Consider the following 17,568-nt stretch of genomic DNA (forward strand, 5'->3'; position numbering starts at 1 on the left):
CATACCAGTAGTTTGTCGTCTTACTTTTCTTTTGTTTTGTTTGCCTGAAAAAATATCTTTGCCCACAAAATACCCCGGCACGCGATTGTGCCATAGCTTAATCCGAAAAAAACTTATCATGAAAAGATCCGTACTGTACTTAGCCCTGGGAACCGCCCTTCTCACCACGTTTACGTCATGTAATGAAACTGGTAAAAAAGACAGCAACGCTGCGTACGAAGATAAATCTGCATCTTCCGCAAATGATGTAATTGAGTACACCAACCTGATTGTAGACCTTTCTAACAAGAACTCCGACTACGTAGTACGGCTGGTTAATAATGCCGACCGTGTAACCGAATTACTGTCTGGCAAAGGTAATCCCGCCTTCCTCAGCAGTATCATCAAACCTATTATGATTAATATGATCAGTCATGGTAAGGTGAAAGTGGAAGAACCGGTAGATGCCTTAAATAAGGCAGACCAGCAGTTTTTTAAAGAAAAGGTAACCAGCTTTAAAGGCTCGTTCGACAAGTTGAAAACTACTTACACGCAACTGGATGATTACCTGAAAGCACAGGACTACAAAGACGACAAAGGCGCAAAAGGCCTGGCACTGGCAGATTCTATCCGCAGCAGCGCCCAGGTATTTTTTGAGCAGAAAGCTATCCTGATGAAAAGAGTGAACGAAGTAGCAGATGCCAGTGAGGCCATCATCCTGAAAGACAGCCCCATAAAAGATTACGTATTGGCCATGAAAGCCGATATGCAGTCGGTACGTGATTACATTACCCTGCTGGGAGAAGGCGGCGCCGATTTCGCGAAGATCAGTGACAAAGCACAGGCAGCTTACGACGCCCTGGAAAAAAACCAGGCGGCACATGCGGGCATGGATATGGCCAATGCCGCGAAAGAAAACAAAGATTCATATTATAAGAGCTTCTATGACAGCTTTCACCAGTTCCTGCTGACAGCCAAAAGGATCATGCGTGACGCCAAAGAAAAAGGCGAAATGACCGACAGCCAACTCGAAACCCTCGATAACGCGCTGGATACCATGATCGGCAGATACAACAGCTTCACAAAATAAATTAACAATGGGTAGATATCCATCGCGGATATCTACCCATTTATCTTAGCCGTAACTATTTCTTAAATACTTCTTCCAGCTTCTTCTCTAATTCTTCTCCGCGTAAATTCTGCGCTATTATTTTTCCGCTGCCATCTATGATAAAGTTGGCAGGAATGCCTGAAATTCCAAACTCCAATACAGGATTACTTTTCCAACCCTTCAGATCAGATACATGCGTCCAGGTGAGTCCATCTTTTCCTACAGCTTTCAGCCATGCTTTTTTATCGGTATCCAGTGATACACCGAGGATATCAAAACCCTGATCATGGAAGCGCTGATATGCTTTTACCACGTTAGGATTTTCTGCACGGCAGGGACCACACCAGCTGGCCCAGAAATCTACCAGTACAACTTTTCCTTTGTAGTCGGTCAATTTCACCAGTTTGCCGGTGCTATCAGGCAGCGACATTGCCGGCCGGGCGCCCACGCTCATTTTAGCATGTTTATCCATCGAGGCTTTGATAGCCAGTCCGTAGTCCGTTTTCCTTGCGGGATCTGCGAGTAGCTGATAGGCGGCCGCCGCTTTTTCCGGGTAGGAATAATTGATATACCTGTCCAGGATCACAAATGCGGCTACCGCGGAACCGGGTGAACGCTTTACAAAAGCGGTAATGGAGCTATCCAGTTCTTTATCCAGATCGGCAAAACCGGCTGCTACCACCTTTCGCTCCACGCTGTCTTTGTTTTTTTCTGCTGCATCTGCACGCTGATATAATTTACCGGCTTTCTGGCGTATCGCTTCCCATGTTTCCGCCCACCCGGCATATAAAGGCTGATTTCCCGAGCCTGCTATTTTTGCGGCTCCCATGGAATCCTTATGAGCGGTAATGGTAATAGTGCTATTTTCCAGGAAAAATGATATCCCGTTATATTTATCAGCGGCAGTCCATATCGAATACAGTTGCGGTGAGCCTACTTTTCCTTTAAACGTAAACTTTCCATTCTTCAGCATGGTGGAATCCGGCTTATGGTCTGGCAACATGAAAGTATTCAGGTATACCTTACCGGTATCCTCGCCGTGGATAACGCCATTAATCGTATAGCCCTTACCGTTTTGTGCCTGTGCCGACAGCATACCAACAGTGGCTGCCAACAGGACGATTGATTTCTTCATATTAATAGTGGGTTTTGATGGTTATGCTGCTTTATAGGTCATACTTACAATTTTGCCGAAACCGGTGAACACCTTTACATCCTGGAAATCGCCCAAAGGACTGATCTTATAGCGGTACAATTTTCCTGCTGTACCGTTCCAGGTACCTACCATTACGTCGTCGCCCGTACACTGGAAGTAAGTTACCTGCTCTCCTGCTGCAATAGTCTTAATGGTCCTTGCTTTACCGGAGGGGATATCATACAGGTAGATGTTGCCGTTAACGAGAAAATAGATCTGTTGCAGTTTTTTGGAGCTGGTCATTTTAGTGAAGGCCGCCAATTCAGGAGCATCGCCTGTGATCAGTTTTTTTGCGACGGCGGGGTCCGAGCGGTTGCCATCTATCTGGTACAAATAATAATTACCATTATCCTTGAAGATAGCGTTGTTCAGGAAAGGCGCATTTCCCTGGTCCATAGCAAGAAGATCCATCCCGATGTTACGCATATCAAAGTAACTGCCCGGCTCGGGTGCGCTGAAAGCCACCAGGGAAGGGATCAGGGAAGCGCCTGACAGGTACACAAAGCCTTTGGTTTTTGTATCAAAAAAGAAAGCGGTATAGGGTGTTTTCTCACCAGTATAGGGTTGCGGACCGACTCCTGTATAAGAAGAAAAATAATAGTCATCACCCTTACCTCCCGGAAAAGGAAGGGTATTGAGATATTTTACATCTCCCGGAAAACCTCCGGCAACACGTACCTGCAGATGACCGTCGTTAATCAGGATATTCATGCCGGTATTGATTTGCCCGAACTTCTGCGGATGGAACACGGCCGGTGTTTCCCAGAACCAGCTGGTGTAGTCTGTTAGCTTCGTCATTTCTGTATACTCCAGTTCTATGGCGTTGTCAGTGCCAAACATCCATACCGATTTAGCACCGTAATAGTTAGTGGTAGCTACCTGCAGCGGTTCATTCAGTACATAGTCCTTATTCAGCTCTGTGAAAATATGATGGAAGAAGGTATCTGTTTTCAGGATGATGGTCATATCTGTTTTGCCAGCCACATCTTCCATCACGAGCCATCCTTCGCTGAAGCGGTTGATTACCTTCAGGTTGAAGAACTTAAAGTAAGAAACGCCGGAAGCTTTCACGGTTACTTTATAAATGAGCCTGTAAATGCCAGGTTTCACACGGATAGCCTGGTGAAGGTAACGGGTGCTGTCGAGGATATATACCGGATAAGCATCTTCAGAATCATTCTGGTGAATGCTCCATTCATATACCAGGCCATTATCGCCTGCAGGCACGGCCTCTTTAATATCGGGCTTCACAGTTAATGTGTCAAACTGCAGCACGGCGTCAACTGCCGTAGTATCGGAGATACTGAGCACGTTAATAGGGATAATATCTTTATTGCTGTTGTCTTTCAGGCAACCGGACAGCGTGAGCATCACCAGCATTGAAACACACAACCAATTATATACTGACAATTTCATATTGCAACTTTTAGGATAAAGAAATAAGAGTGCAGGTTAAATAGCAGGGAAAGTGACCCGGTTGCCATTTTCATCTATCAGCGGCCCGTTTGTATTTTCGTAACGGATCAGTTCTACCCGCATCTTTTGCAGGATAGACATGATCTCCGAAAATTGTGCGCCTGTTCCCATTGTGATAGCGGTGGTACCTAACCGTGATACCATGAACTGATGCTTGGTAAGTGAATATGCGCCATAGAAGAAGTCGCTCCAATCAGCGGGTTTCAGCAACATATCCGTTATCCTTATCTGGTAATTAAGGCTATTAGCGAATCCTGCGGCAAAGTCATCGGAGGAGGCTATACGAAAATAAACAGAGAACACTTTATTCTTCATGTCCGGGGTGCGGAACAGGTATACCGGAAACTTTATGGCATATTCGCCTGCCTTTATAACGGCAGGGCCTATATCAAAATGTGTTCCTTTTACAGCGGTGGAGCTGTCTGTTATTACGAGGTTGAACTTCCTGTCGGTAGCAGTAGCCAGCCCGGTGATCCGCATATTAAGGTACACGGTATCTTTCAATACGGTATCCGGTTTTACCACAAATGTATAATTGATACTGTCGGGTAGTACAAAATCCCTGGAAAAGTAGATCGCAGGCAATTCTTTGTACATCAGCCGCTCTTCCTTGCCACATGCACTTACCAGCAGGTATAATATGGCTGTTGCTATCAGCCTGTTAATATTCTTCATGTTTGATGATTTAAAGAGATGCAGAGATGATTACTTTCCAAACTCGATTTCCTGGTTTGGCAATGGCAGTACGTACTGCGTATTATTGATGGTGCCATTAAGGGCGCCCTCAATTTTAGCCAGGTTTAACCGTTTGTAATAATAGAAGAGTTGTCCCACGCAGATAAAGTCCCTGCGATACTCTTTAAATATTTCATTCTGTAAAGTAGTTGCGTCCAGTCCTGCAGGCAGTTCTATAATATTCCTGGCAGCGCGGACTTTGTTCAGCCATTTAAGCCCTTCAGCAGGAGCCGGTTCACTTTCTGCGGCGATGTAATACATCTCTGAGAGAGAAAGCACCGGTATTCTCTTCTTTAGTGATTCCCTGTTTTCATCTACCTGCCAGAGCTTACTGGGGAAGATAATACCATTGCTTACGCCCCACAAGCTGTTACTTACAAAGCGGATGTCGGTACTGCCGCCTGCTGCCGTTTCAAACACTGCCTTTCTGCGTTCTTCAGTGATGGTAAATTTCTTATACATCTTATCACCGGTAGCCATCATAAAATAGCTGCTCACGGGATCTTTCAGCTTGGATACATAAATGGAGAAAATGTGTTCCGGTGTAAAGGTCCTGTTGAGATCAACGGCATTGGTAGTTAATTCACCGGAAGTAATAAAGCGGAAATTATTGCTGGCAATTACTTCTTTTGCATAGGCGAGTGCCTGTACTTTATCGTTGTTATAGAGATACAGTCTTGCCAGTAATGCTTTTACCGCCCAATAGTTCATCCGGTTGTTGCGAAAGGCGAGGAAGTCGTCGTTGCCACCGGGGTTGTTCATTCGCGGATATACTTTCAGTAATGCTTCTGCTTCTTTCAGATCTTTCTCACATAAGGTAATCACCTCGCTTACTTTTAAGCGCGCCTGTGGTGTTACCGTAAAGGAAGTCATATAAGGAATGGCGGTAGCAGTAGCATCTGATTTAGGAGAAGGTGCATATAAACGCAGCAGATCGAAGTGTATAAAAGCCCGCAGTGCCAGCGCTTCGCCTTTGATAATATTATAGTTATCCGCTGTAAAGATTGATTTTTTGTTGTCGATATTTTTCAGGATATAATTTGTTTGCGCGATGGTGGCATACATATTACCCCAGATACTATTGATGATGCCTGTTATACCGGCATTGCTATACTGGTAGGTGGCGGCATAAAAAAAGTCGTGATCTATTTTCGTGGTGTTGTCGTATCCCTGCGATAAGACTTCCAGGAAACTGAAAGTCAGGTAGCCACCGTATAGTTGCCCGTCGGCCGCTTTCTGATAGCTGCCATACAGTGCATCTTTGAAACCCTGTTCAGTAGAAAACTGTTCTGATTCCTTGATTTCTGTCTTGGGTCTTACATCCAGCCATTTCTTGCAGGAGGTAAGTGTGAGTGAGGTGATGGAAGCTACCAGGAAAAGTATATTGCGTAGATGTTTCATGTTCAGATCCTCTTAAAATTAAAAAGTGGTTTGTAACTGTAAAGTGAAGCTGCGGCTGAAAGGATAATCCAGGCCTCTTTCCCGCTTAATGCTGGACCACCAGAACAGCTGGTTGGTGAAGAGGGTGAGCTTGGTATCGTGCAGGCGTAACCGTACGTTCTGCGCGTCACTTAAGCGGTAATACAGCGAGGCGCTTTCGAGGCTCAGCCAGTCGTCTTTCTGTACAAAGCGGGAAGTGGCGTAGGTGATGGTGTTAATGGTGTACCCGTTATTATCCACAATTCCCTTATAAAAAGTTATGTCACCTGGCTTTTTCCAGCGCTCTTCAAATACACGGCGGTCCACATTAAATCTCATGTCAGCGCTTTCTACTCTGTCAACCAGTGTTTGGTTATAGGTATAGCCACCAAACCGGTACCGGAAGTAGAGGTTCACACCGATGCCTCTTTTTTCAAAATTGGTTCCGAAGGTTCCTTCCAGTGTAGAGCGGGCGTCTCCTACTATTACCTGGTCCAGCGGATCATACACAGTAGTAGTGGTACCGTTGCGGGTACGAAAAATTTCTCTCCCAGTAGAAGGGTCGATGCCCAGCGAAGGCACTGCCCAGATAGCGGTGGTACTACGGCCTTCAGCAAAGCGGGCCAGCGGTGTGGTGCTGAGTGAATCAGTATTTCTTTTGTTTAGTTGTTCGAGGGTATTGGAGATTTTCTCAATTTTATTCTGCACATGAAATCCGTTGGCAAAAACGGACCAGCTGTCGCGGTTCCGCGAATTAGAGAAAATGGTGTAGCGTAAATTTACTTCATACCCTTTGCTTACTACGTCGCCCATGTTATCCATATACATGGAAAAGCCGGTAGATGGGGCGGTGGTGATAGACACAACAGAACCTTTTGTCTTCTCTTCAAAATAGTTGGCGGTAATATCCAGTCGTCTGAAAAAAGTACCGTCAATACCAAAGTTGCTTTTGGCGGTCTGCTGCCAGGCAAGATTGGGGTTACCAAAGCCAAGCAGGGAGGTGCCGAGGTGGTATAAATAATCCTGGTCGGTATAGTACCTGCTGGTGGTAAGACCGAGGTAGCTGGCAAAATTGGAAGAGCCGGTATATCCGTATGAATAGCGGAGTTTCAGCCGGTTGATAGCGGTACTGTTTTCCAGGAATTTTTCTTTATGAATATTCCATCCGCCGCCTACGCTCCAGAAAGAGGCAAACCGTTTATTGGCGCCAAACTGGGAAGATCCATCCAACCGGTATGAAACATCCAGCAGGTAACGGTTATCGTATGCGTAACTCACATTGGCGAAGTATCCCAGCAAACGGGTAAGCCCTTCTGTGCCGAATGGCCGTGCACCTGTTTTGTATCCGTTTCCCAGTGTCACCTGGTCCAGTTTATCATTTGGGAACCCGTTGATGGTATAGGATTCTGAAGTCAGTTTTTCCTGGCGCAGGGTGGTACCCAGTGAACCAAAAAACATGTGTGATCCGAACGATTTGTTTAAGTCGATGGTGAAAGCCCCATCGATTGTATTCCTTAAACCGTAACCTTTCGTGTAAGATCCTTTTTCATAATATCGTTCCACAGGGATGCTGTCGAAGGCAGTGTGTTGCGCCGGCAGGAACTGATCTCCGCCGTTGGTGGTGCGCTGATAGGCAAAGCGGCCGGTAAAGCGCAGCCATTCTTTTGCCTGCCATTGCGCAAAAAAGTTGTTAGTGATATTTTGCTGTGTATACTGATCTACTGTGTGCAGGGATACATTATAAACCGGGTTCAGTTGTGAAGCCAGCCGGGTGTCATCAAAGAAGCGGATATCTTCCAGGTAGTATTTGGGATTTCCGTTTGCATCGTAAGGCGACCAGTAAGGATTTAATTTAGTATAAGTATAAAATGAGCCATAGGGTGAGTTAACTGCCTTGTTGAAATTGAGGGTAAGATCATTTCTGAATAAAAAGTTTTTATATCGATAAGACAAATACGTGTTACCGGAGATATTCTGCCGGCTGGAGCCTTTCATGACTCCCTCTGTAGTGTTGTAGGTACCATTGAGGCCGTACATCACCGATTCCGAGCCACCTTCCAGGTAGAGGTTATGGGTACTGCCAATGCCGTTGCGCAGGGGTACATTGAGCCAATCGGTATTGATACCTTTGGCTACTTCCGCCAGGCGGTAGTTATACTGGAAATCTTTTTCTTCCTGCCAAACGGGGATGGGATAGCCGTTATAAAGACCTGCTTCTTTTTCCAGCTGGAGTTTCTCTTTGGAGTTTACCAGGTCATAGCCTTTGAGGTCGGGCAGTTCTGCCACCACACTACCGGTATAGGTTACACGTAAACTGCCTTCACGGGGTCTTACGGTTTCAATAACAATTACGCCGTTAGCTGCACGGGAACCATAAATAGAGGTAGCTGCCGCATCTTTCAGGATAGTGACCTTTGCGATGCGGTTCATGTCAAAATCGTTTACCCGTTGTAGTGATACTTCAAAGCCATCCATAATAAAGAGTGGTGTATTGGGGCTGGTGGTAAAGTCGTATACGTTGCTTTGATTAGTGCCATTCAGATTACCGAGGCTGTTGCCGCCTCTCACCACTACACCGGGCACTGCGTTGGGGTTGGAGCCGGCAGCGATATTTTCCGGCATCTGGAAAGAGGGATCGAGTGCGCGCAGTGCGCTTAATACGCTGTTACCCGATACCTTGTTCAGCTCTTCTTTTGTATAGGAAGATGCTGCACCGGTGAAGTTTTCCGCCGGCCTGGAAAACAGTCCGGTTACCACTACTGCGTTCAGTGACTTGGAACTGGTACTGAGTTTAACCGTGAGGTTAGCGGATCTGCGTACTTCCACTTCCTTTGTTTCATAGCCAACATAACTGATAAGCAGGGTGGCTTTACCGGCTGATACATCCACCGGTATTTTAAAGGCGCCTACTTCGTTTGAGGTGGTGCCGTTCAGTACTTTAGTTCCTTTCTCAATAACAGTGGCGCCCACAATGTGGTCGCCGCTTTTTTCATCGAGGATACGGCCGGTAATAACTGCCTGTTGCTGGAATAGTTCTGCTGCTTCATTGTCCGAAATGCCGGGATTGGCAATAGGTTTTACATACAATACCACGCTGCTGTCGACCTCCCGGTAGGCGAGATTAGTATTCTCCAGTACTGCATTCAGCGTAGCGCTTACGGAACGGCTGGCAGTGGGGAGCGTGATATGTTTGTACTTCGCTACTGCTGTAGGGGGATAAGCAAAAAGAAATCCGCTGGCCTGCTCAATTTTCTTAATAGCGCTGTGGAGCGTTTCATCTCTGAGGCCGAGTGTAATTGTTCTCTTTCCCAATTCCTGGCCCCACACCGGTGAGGCTATCAGTAGCTGAACAGACAATGCCAGCAGAAAAGAATACAAGAAAATTATCTTCATAATAAAACCTGTTTTGCCCTTTTCCCTAATGTATGGTTGGTTGATTCGCATAGGGACATAGCGATCCCTCATGGAGATTAGATCCATAATTCTGATGGTTGATTTAGATAATTACAATTAAAAAAAATAGCAGCTACACGCGGTGCACAACGCGCTTTACCGGATGAAGATCTTCACCGATATTATATTCCGTTTATTGATTGACTACCGTTTATAAGCGTTTATTTATTGATTGGCACATCCTTCACCGTTCAGTACTACTTTATCGTTGGGATAAATGGTATACCCGGCATTTGCCACACTGCAAATAATGGTCAGCACTTTCTCCAAAGGCTGGTTATGAAAAAATGTTCCTGCAATACGGCAATTTTTTAATGCCTCATTGGCAAATAATATTTTCACATGGTACTTATCTCCTATCATAACAGCTGCTTCCTCCATACTTACATCGTCCAGCACCAGGAATTCGTCTTTCCATTTTACCACTTCCATACTTTTCACCTGCGCCCTTACTACTGTGCTGGTAAGCATATTTACTGATAGCTGCTGATCTGCTACCAGTACGCCATAGCTGCTTTTCTCATCATTTACCTTTACCTTACCCCTGGTTACGGTAACCACTACACGCTGCTGATCGGTTGATGCTTTTACATTAAAAGCGGTCCCAAGTACCTGCGTGCTGAGCTTACCGGTTTTCACGATAAAGGGTTTATCCGGCACTTCTTTAACATCAAAATATCCTTCTCCCCATAACCGCACTTCTCTTTTATTCCCTTTGAAGTCGCGATTGTATTCCAGGCGGCTGTTATCCGCGAGTAACACTGTACTTCCATCGGGCAGGCGTACAAACTTCGTTTGTACTTCCACTATTTCTTCCACGGCAGGTGTAGCTGCGGGTAGGCTAATGGCTACCAGCGGCTGTTTTTCGACTGCATGCCACCACCACCAGCCGGCGAAAGGCAGCACCAGCAAGCCAGTTACAATGGCAGCCAGCGCCAGCCTCCGCATGCCGCGGCGACGGTTCCGTTTAAGCGGGATAATGCTGGCAATGTGTGATTCGGCCGACATGATATTGCCGATCATCTCATGATAGCGCTCAAATGAAACATCTGGTTCCATGATGCCGCTATCCCATTCCGCATCTATCCGGTTCTTTATTTCTTCATCAAAGTTGCCTTTGTTGATCAATCCCCTCAATTCATTCCACTCTGCCTCGCTGGCTTTCCCGGCAAGGTATTTATCCATTAATCCATTGAATCCAGGGTCGTTCGTCATAACGATTACAATAACTTTACAGGAACTTACAGGTAGTTTTTCAAAACTTATATAATAACAGACACCTGGCAAATTCCGATGGTGGAGGGTGAATAAATATATTTTTTATTGTTATTTAACAAGAGTGATCATCAGGAGGATACTGATGCTGCCGTTCAGGTAACGGCGGATCGACTGTAACGCCCTGGCCATATGGGATTTCACGGTAACGGCGGAGATATGCATGCGGCTGGCGATGGCTTCATGGCTTAGTCCTTCTTCTTTGGCAAGGCGGTATACTTCCCGTTGCTGGGGCGGCAACTGTCCGAGGGCGGTCTGGATAATTTCCCGGTATTGGTGTTCCTGGATCCGGTGGTCAGTATCGTTTACCATTACCTCCCGGCGGCCAAGCTCTTCCTGGGCGGCGGCCTCATTGGCCCGTTTGCGGAAACGGTTCAGGACCAGGTTCCTGGTCACAACTTTCAGATAGGCATCCAGATTTTTTACTTCCGGCAGGGTTTCACGCTTCAGCCAACACTTCAGGAACACATCCTGCACCACTTCTTCAGCGGCTGCCTGCGACCGGAGAAACCGGAACGCCACAGAAAACACCTTCGTACGGTAGCGGCTAAACAGCTCCGTAAAAGCATACTCACTGCCCTGTGATAACAGTTCCAGCATTGTGTTCTCATCGTAATTACTCGGGGAAGGCATATCCACGTAATATATGATTGCCCGACAAAATAGTTCAAAATATTTTAGCAAAACAAAAAAACCGCAGCCAGGAATGACTGCGGTACTTTTCTTATCCACTCGTTTATCGTTGTAAACTCAACGCTGTATTATGCGAAAACTGTTGTAATGTAGCCGTTACAGTCCTTTCCAGTTCGGCGCCGGCCAGCTCTTTGCGGAAAGCTTTTTCCTCCAGTGCGGACATCACCTTGTATAGCGGTTCATCATTTACTTTCTTCTGCAGGTTAATTTCGCTGCTCTCTCCATAGATCTTATCCCAGCTTTTACGGACTACCGCCCAGAAAGCTTTATGCTGCTCCCACCATTCCTTAGCCTGCTGACATTTACTTTCACTGGTGCGGTTATAGGTATTTAATCCCTTTTCCCCCACAATCACCTTATCAATGCCATTTGCACGGATCACCTTCTGGTTATCCTGCTCGTGCACAGAGCCGGTAGCGGTGATTTCATGATGATTTACCCGGTGCAATACGTTATAGTCCTTACGGGTTGTGTATTCCCTGCGGGGTAACGGCGCATCTGAGGCGGCTTCCCAGTAGTGGCGGCCGTCTGCATGTACCCAGGTAGCGGAACCTTCATAGCGCGGTTCATCGTCCACGCCATATACTTTCTGTGACCACTGATCTTTTACCTGTGCGGCGGGCAGCGTGACCTTCTTCCACTGGTTATCCTGCGTATAGGTCAGCAACTGTTGGTTTTCATACTGCCAGTCCTCTGTCCAGTGTTTAATCACGTTGCTATCTGCAATCAGCAGATGTTGCAATACAATGCGGTGCGGATCTTCTGAGGCCACCGTTACATATTCAATGGCGTCAATAATCTTATGATATCCTTTAGGCTTATAGCTGCTATCTGCCGGGAATGTTTCTGTGTATTCAAAGGTCACGTCCTGGCAGCCACACATACTTTTGATCGCTGCTTTATCCTGCGATAATTTATCGCCGCCCTTTTGCTGGGCGGTTGCTGCCAGCGTTATGAATGTGCTGATGGCTAAAATGGAAATATGTTTCATAAAAATAATAATGAGTGGTTAGTTGAATTGGCGTGTGCCATTTGGCTGATAAGCAAACCGGAAATTATAATAACGGCTTACTGAATTCTGGTCCGGTGCAGCCGGCGCATCCTTATAATAGCTGGTCACTTCCAGTTTGGCATAATTACCATCCGCGGTTTTCAGTACAATCACAGCGCCTGTTACCGGTGAAATTACGTGTGTGGTCATGTTGTAAGCATACCAGCCGGTGATGGCTTTCTTTGCAGCAGCATCGGTAGTATAGCCTGTTTCCGGCGCTGTTGCCAATTGACTGAATACACCGGTAATCACCTGGGCTTCGGCTTTACCAGGTCCGCTGGTGCCGCCATTGATGATAATGGTAGTGGCTTTGAAACCAATGTCCCATTTGGTGGTGGCGGAATCGCTGTTCGGAATTACTTTATTATCTGCGAGGCTGTATAAAGTAAAGCTGCCTTTATTGGCTGCATCTGCATCAATGTTTGCTACCGTTCTGGTTTCCACTGCAACCACCGGCGGTGTAACGGCATCATCATCCTTACTGCAGGATCCCAGTGTAAAAAGCGACAGTGACAGCATACCAGCTGTGAGTATTTGTTTCATATAGTATTTGGTTAATGGTTTACGTGATGATAAAAATTCCAGGTGGCGCCAACGGAATAGATCCTGCCTGGCATGGTGCTGATATGCTGTGCATCCGTGTAGTTAAACACGTTTTCCAGCGTGGCCTGCATACGCAGCTGCCGTTTGAACAGGTATTTAGCTGCCGCAAGATTTACCGTAGCATAACCGGGTACAAACTCACTGTCCTTATCCGGTGTGTTATTCCCGTTCTCGTCGGTGATGCCGTATTTACTTCGGTACAGCATTCGTGCATTCGCATCGATACCCAAACGGTACAGGCTATACGCTATTTTCAGGTTGGCTGAATGATGTGAGCGGTTAAATAATCCGAAGTATTCGCGGCGGGTAAGTGCGCGTGTTTCCCCGGTGGTTTCATCTTTCGTATATACTTCCCCGTTTTTCACCTTTTTGAAAAGATCATTATCTTTTGAGCGAAGGTATTGGTAGCCGGCGGACAGCTGCAAATGCCTGCCTACAGCTTGTCCGAGCTCCGCTTCTGCGCCGGCAGTAGTAATGCTGTTGATGTTTACATAGCTATATACTGCCAGGTCGTTTGTTTTTACGGCAATAGCGCGGGTGTCTATCAGGTTTTTTACACTGTTATAAAAGATATTTACCTTGGTGGTGGTATGGGGAAATGGTTTCCCTTCCACTCCCAGGTTATAGGACCAGGAGCTTTCGGCATCCAGGTTTTTCAATTGTTCCGGATCGATGTTCACCTGTTTGATCTGCCCCTGTTGCTCCATTTCTTTCAGGATATCCGCTGCCAGTTTGGTACCTACCACGGTGTAACCAACTGCTGCGTTATTAAAATGCAGGTATAGCTGCCTGAAATCAGGCGCACGGTAGCCGCGGCCGATGGCGCCCAGCAGGCGCCAGTTGGTCGTTAGCTGATACGACACCGATAACTTCGGACTGAACTGAGATGGGTATTGGTTATGCGTATCAAAGCGGCCGCCGAGTAATACATTCCATGCATTTGCCGGTTTCCAGTTTTCCTGTATAAATACATACCCGGTATTAAAGGCCATCCGTTCCTCATAGCGGGTGGCTTCGAGCGATTCATGCACATATCCCACACCCGCGGTGAGCTGATGTTTCGGATGCAGCTGCCAGTCGGCCTGATATTCCGGTTTCAGATATTGCTGGGTAAAAAATGATGCATCATACAAACTTTTGTCCTCCCGGTAATGCATATCTTCATTGGTGGAATACCGCGAATAATACACCCGCCACGTTTGTTTGAAACGCTGTACCGGCGTATGAATCAGCTGTAACGATCCGTTCATGTCCTTCTCCTTTCCGATATCATCCACCATTCCTTTGGCATCCGGGAAATAACTGTTATACTTTTGTTCATAGTAGCGCCCGGAGAGGATGGTGCTCCATTTGCTGGACCAGTTGTGCTGCCAGCGCGACTGTGCCGTATATGCTTTAAATGGCGATACAGTAGGCGCAGTGCTTTGGTTACCAAGCGTGTAGCCGTCACTGTTATAAGCATTTACACTGGCGGAGAAAGAGCCTTTCTTATAAGGAATACGTGTACTGCCATCGAGGGCATAGGTATTATTGGAACCATACCGCGCGCTGATACTGCTTATTCCCTCCTTGCTGTTGTTGCTGGTAATGATGTTAATAACGCCGGCCAATGCATCACTCCCGTAGAGTGAAGAAACAGGCCCTTTAATGATTTCAATTCTTTCTATATTACTCACCACAATCCTCGACAGGTCGAACGTGCCGGCAGTTCTGCCTATGAGCGGTTCTCCATCCAGCAGTATCAGTGTGTACTCTGCCTCCAGTCCCTGCATCTGCACACCTGTTCCATGATTGGAGGTGATGAACAGGCCGGTTTGTTCTGCCAGCACCTGTTGCAGCAATACCGCTCCCATGGCCTGTATCTGTTGTTTATGGATAACGGTAACCGGTACCGGCACTTTGCTTAGCAGTTGTTCATTCCTGGTAGCGGTAACCACTACTTCCTGTAACACTTTACTGCCGGAAGTAGTGTCGGTTTGGGCAAAAAGGGTCCCTACCCGCATGATGCAGGTGAGCAGGAATAAATATTTATACATCTTAAGGTTTATCTGAAATTGTGAAGCAAAAGTACGGGCATAAACAACAGCACCTTTACGAGTTTGGGAAAGTTATTTACGAGATCCGGAAATTTGCTGTTAACTTAGTTAGTCCGGAAAACTAACCGTTACCGGAACAATTTTAAATCATTACCTGTTCATTAATATATGAAAACACAATACTTCCCGGCGGCCGACAGAGGCGTTAAAGACATAGGCTGGCTGAAAAGTAATTTCTTTTTCAGCTTCAGCGATTTTTATCATCCCATGCGCAGCGCTTTCGGTACGCTGATCGCCTTCAACGACGACTATGTAGCAGCCGGCAAAGGCTTTGGTACACATCCGCATGTGAATATGGAAATCATTTCCGTTTTACTGAAAGGAAAGATGAACCATAAAGATTCCATGGGATACAGTACCGAGATAGAAGCACCTGCGGTGCAAATCATGAGTGCCGGCAGCGGGTTAAGGCATGAAGAGTATAATATAGGTACGGAAGAAGTTAACTTCTTACAGATCTGGATTCTTCCCAAACAACAAAACATTTCACCGAGGTATCAGCAACGGAGTTTCCCGCAGGAAAAAAGAAAGAATAAACTGGTGACGATCGTATCCGGCGAAGAAGGGATGGAACACTGCTGGATCAATCAGAATGCGAAGCTGTCGCTCGGATACTATGAGCAACCGGCCAGTGTTACCTATACCTTCAACCCCTTGAATAAGTGCCTGTTTATCTTTTCTATTGACGGCAGCCTCAGGTTGCAGGACCAGGTATTACAGCCACGTGATGCGATAGGGATATGGGAAACCGGTGAGGTGACATTGCAGTGCGGCGAAAAAACAACATTCCTGGTTATCGAAACGCCTGTCAATCAGAAGTAAATCCCTTCTTAATACATATTAAATACAGACATGTTATTACTTTTCTAAAATAATAACATCCAATTTATTCATACAGGTAATTTATTCCACCGGGAATCATTAAATTTATATTGCACCGCTTCAAAGGCTCAATTACCTGTATGATTAATACCTCCCAAAATAATTACATAGGTTTCGAGGTACTCTTTAACCATGCCACCATCAGCATACTGGTTGCCGACAATCAGCAGCGGATCGTGATGGCCAATCCCTTTCTGCTTAACCAGTTTGGCTATACGAAAGAAGAAGTGACAGGTCAGCTGGTGAGCCTGCTGCTTGTCAGCGATCATAAAGAACAGTATGCGGTAAGGAAAAACGGCAGCCAGTTCCCGGCAGAGATCAGCCAGGCTAACCACTCCACCCCGGAAGGAATACTAACCATTATTTACATCACCGACACCACCGATCGCCGGAATGCGGAGATGACCCTGCGGGAACTTTCGCAGCAACGCAAAGAAGCAGCTGTGAAAGACGGCTCGCTCCAGCGCATGAACAGCTTCCTTAACAGCTTATGGACCAGTACCGGCGCCATGATCATCGTAATCAATAACGATGGTTTCATCCGGTGGTTCAACCCTGCAGCAGAGAGGATTCTGGGCTATAAAGCCAGTGAAGTGGTGGATGTATATACCCCGATGCTGCTGCACGATCCGGAGGAAGTAGCCCTGCGGGCAGAAGAATTTTCACAGCAGCTGAACCAGCCGGTGGCTCCCGGTATGGAAACGCTCACCATTAAAGCCAGGCTAAACCTCTATAACGAATATGAATGGCAGTACATCCGGAAAGATGGTAGCACGCTGCCGGTTTCCCTGACGGTATCCGCCATACGGGATGCGGCCGATATTACCGGGTACATTGGTATTGCCATCGACCTCTCCCGCATTAAACAGGCGGAATCTGAGCTGAGAACTTCCCTGGAAAAAGAACGGGAGCTTAATGAACTTAAATCAAGGTTTGTATCCCTCGCTTCCCATGAATTCAGGACGCCCCTCAGCGCCATCCTTTCTTCCATCTACCTGGTGTCCAAATATGAAGCAGATGATGACGTAGCCAAACGGAGCAAACACATTCAACGTATTATTTCCGCGGTAAATATGCTGACGGATATACTAAACGACTTCCTCTCGGTAGGAAAAATAGAAGAAGGAAAGATCCAGGTACGCCACAGCACCTTCGACGCCGGTAAACACATCAGCAACATCCTGGGCGAAATGGACGGACTCAAAAAAACCAAACAGAATATTTACTATGCGCACCACGGCGCCGCCCATGCCTGCATGGACCCTACACTATTAAAACACATTGTCATGAATCTTGTATCCAATGCCATCAAGTTTTCTCCGGAGGGAGCCATTATTTCCATCCGGTCACAATGTAGCGACAACAGCTTCCAGCTATCCGTAAAAGACAAGGGAATAGGTATTTCAGAAGAAGACAGGCAGCATCTTTTTGAGCGGTTTTTCCGCAGCCAGCATGTGTCCAATATTCAGGGCACTGGACTTGGACTGCACATTGTAGCCAAATATGCGGAATTGATGAATGGTACAGTTTCCTGTAACAGCGGTCCGGAAAAAGGCACAGAGTTCCTTGTTACGGTTCCCTTCCCCCAAAACTGAGGCTC

The 17,568-nt window shown here is 46.5% G+C and carries 13 protein-coding genes; 3 read left to right on the top strand and 10 right to left on the bottom strand.

What is annotated here, in order from left to right:
* The first annotated feature begins 118 nt into the window (after positions 1-118).
* Positions 119-1,069: a DUF3829 domain-containing protein gene (locus QFZ51_RS27995; RefSeq protein WP_429050710.1), complete on the top strand. Its 951-nt coding sequence runs from the start codon at positions 119-121 to the stop codon at positions 1,067-1,069.
* A 55-nt stretch (positions 1,070-1,124) separates the two neighbouring features.
* Here QFZ51_RS27995 and QFZ51_RS28000 read toward each other — a convergent pair whose 3' ends face one another.
* From QFZ51_RS28000 to QFZ51_RS28045, 10 genes are all read right to left on the bottom strand, one after another.
* Positions 1,125-2,225 (bottom strand): redoxin family protein, encoded by a 1,101-nt coding sequence (locus QFZ51_RS28000; RefSeq protein ID WP_429050711.1) that lies wholly within the window; start codon positions 2,223-2,225, stop codon positions 1,125-1,127.
* Positions 2,226-2,246: 21 nt separating this feature from the next.
* On the bottom strand, positions 2,247-3,701 hold the full coding sequence (locus tag QFZ51_RS28005; RefSeq protein ID WP_429050712.1) for a PKD-like family lipoprotein: 1,455 nt from the start codon (positions 3,699-3,701) through the stop codon (positions 2,247-2,249).
* 36 nt (positions 3,702-3,737) lie between these two features.
* The gene (locus QFZ51_RS28010; RefSeq protein WP_429050713.1) at positions 3,738-4,436 is read right to left on the bottom strand and encodes a DUF4843 domain-containing protein; all 699 of its coding nucleotides are present in this window, start codon (positions 4,434-4,436) and stop codon (positions 3,738-3,740) included.
* Between the two features lie 30 nt (positions 4,437-4,466).
* Positions 4,467-5,897, bottom strand: a complete 1,431-nt coding sequence (locus QFZ51_RS28015; protein ID WP_429050714.1) for a RagB/SusD family nutrient uptake outer membrane protein — start codon at positions 5,895-5,897, stop codon at positions 4,467-4,469.
* Positions 5,898-5,915: 18 nt separating this feature from the next.
* Entirely contained in the window at positions 5,916-9,308 is a 3,393-nt protein-coding gene (locus tag QFZ51_RS28020; RefSeq protein WP_429050715.1) for a SusC/RagA family TonB-linked outer membrane protein, read from the bottom strand.
* Between the two features lie 225 nt (positions 9,309-9,533).
* Positions 9,534-10,583 carry a FecR family protein gene (locus QFZ51_RS28025; protein WP_429050716.1) on the bottom strand — a complete coding sequence of 350 codons (1,050 nt, stop codon included), beginning with the start codon at positions 10,581-10,583 and terminating at the stop codon, positions 9,534-9,536.
* Between the two features lie 111 nt (positions 10,584-10,694).
* Entirely contained in the window at positions 10,695-11,276 is a 582-nt protein-coding gene (locus QFZ51_RS28030) for an RNA polymerase sigma factor (RefSeq protein ID WP_429050717.1), read from the bottom strand.
* A gap of 103 nt (positions 11,277-11,379) precedes the next feature.
* Positions 11,380-12,327 carry a DUF6607 family protein gene (locus tag QFZ51_RS28035; RefSeq protein WP_429050718.1) on the bottom strand — a complete coding sequence of 316 codons (948 nt, stop codon included), beginning with the start codon at positions 12,325-12,327 and terminating at the stop codon, positions 11,380-11,382.
* An 18-nt stretch (positions 12,328-12,345) separates the two neighbouring features.
* Positions 12,346-12,930 carry an HmuY family protein gene (locus tag QFZ51_RS28040; protein ID WP_429050719.1) on the bottom strand — a complete coding sequence of 195 codons (585 nt, stop codon included), beginning with the start codon at positions 12,928-12,930 and terminating at the stop codon, positions 12,346-12,348.
* Positions 12,931-12,941: 11 nt separating this feature from the next.
* Positions 12,942-15,026, bottom strand: a complete 2,085-nt coding sequence (locus QFZ51_RS28045; RefSeq protein ID WP_429050720.1) for a TonB-dependent receptor plug domain-containing protein — start codon at positions 15,024-15,026, stop codon at positions 12,942-12,944.
* Positions 15,027-15,194: 168 nt separating this feature from the next.
* On the opposite strand from QFZ51_RS28045, the gene QFZ51_RS28050 reads away from it, so the two are divergent.
* Both QFZ51_RS28050 and QFZ51_RS28055 read left to right on the top strand, forming a co-directional pair.
* Positions 15,195-15,908 (top strand): pirin family protein, encoded by a 714-nt coding sequence (locus QFZ51_RS28050; protein WP_429050721.1) that lies wholly within the window; start codon positions 15,195-15,197, stop codon positions 15,906-15,908.
* Between the two features lie 140 nt (positions 15,909-16,048).
* Complete coding sequence (locus QFZ51_RS28055) at positions 16,049-17,563, top strand: PAS domain-containing sensor histidine kinase (RefSeq protein ID WP_429050722.1); 1,515 nt, start codon at positions 16,049-16,051, stop codon at positions 17,561-17,563.
* Positions 17,564-17,568: the final 5 nt, after the last annotated feature.

This window comes from Chitinophaga sp. W3I9 (genome assembly GCF_050434025.1).
GTDB lineage: Bacteria > Bacteroidota > Bacteroidia > Chitinophagales > Chitinophagaceae > Chitinophaga.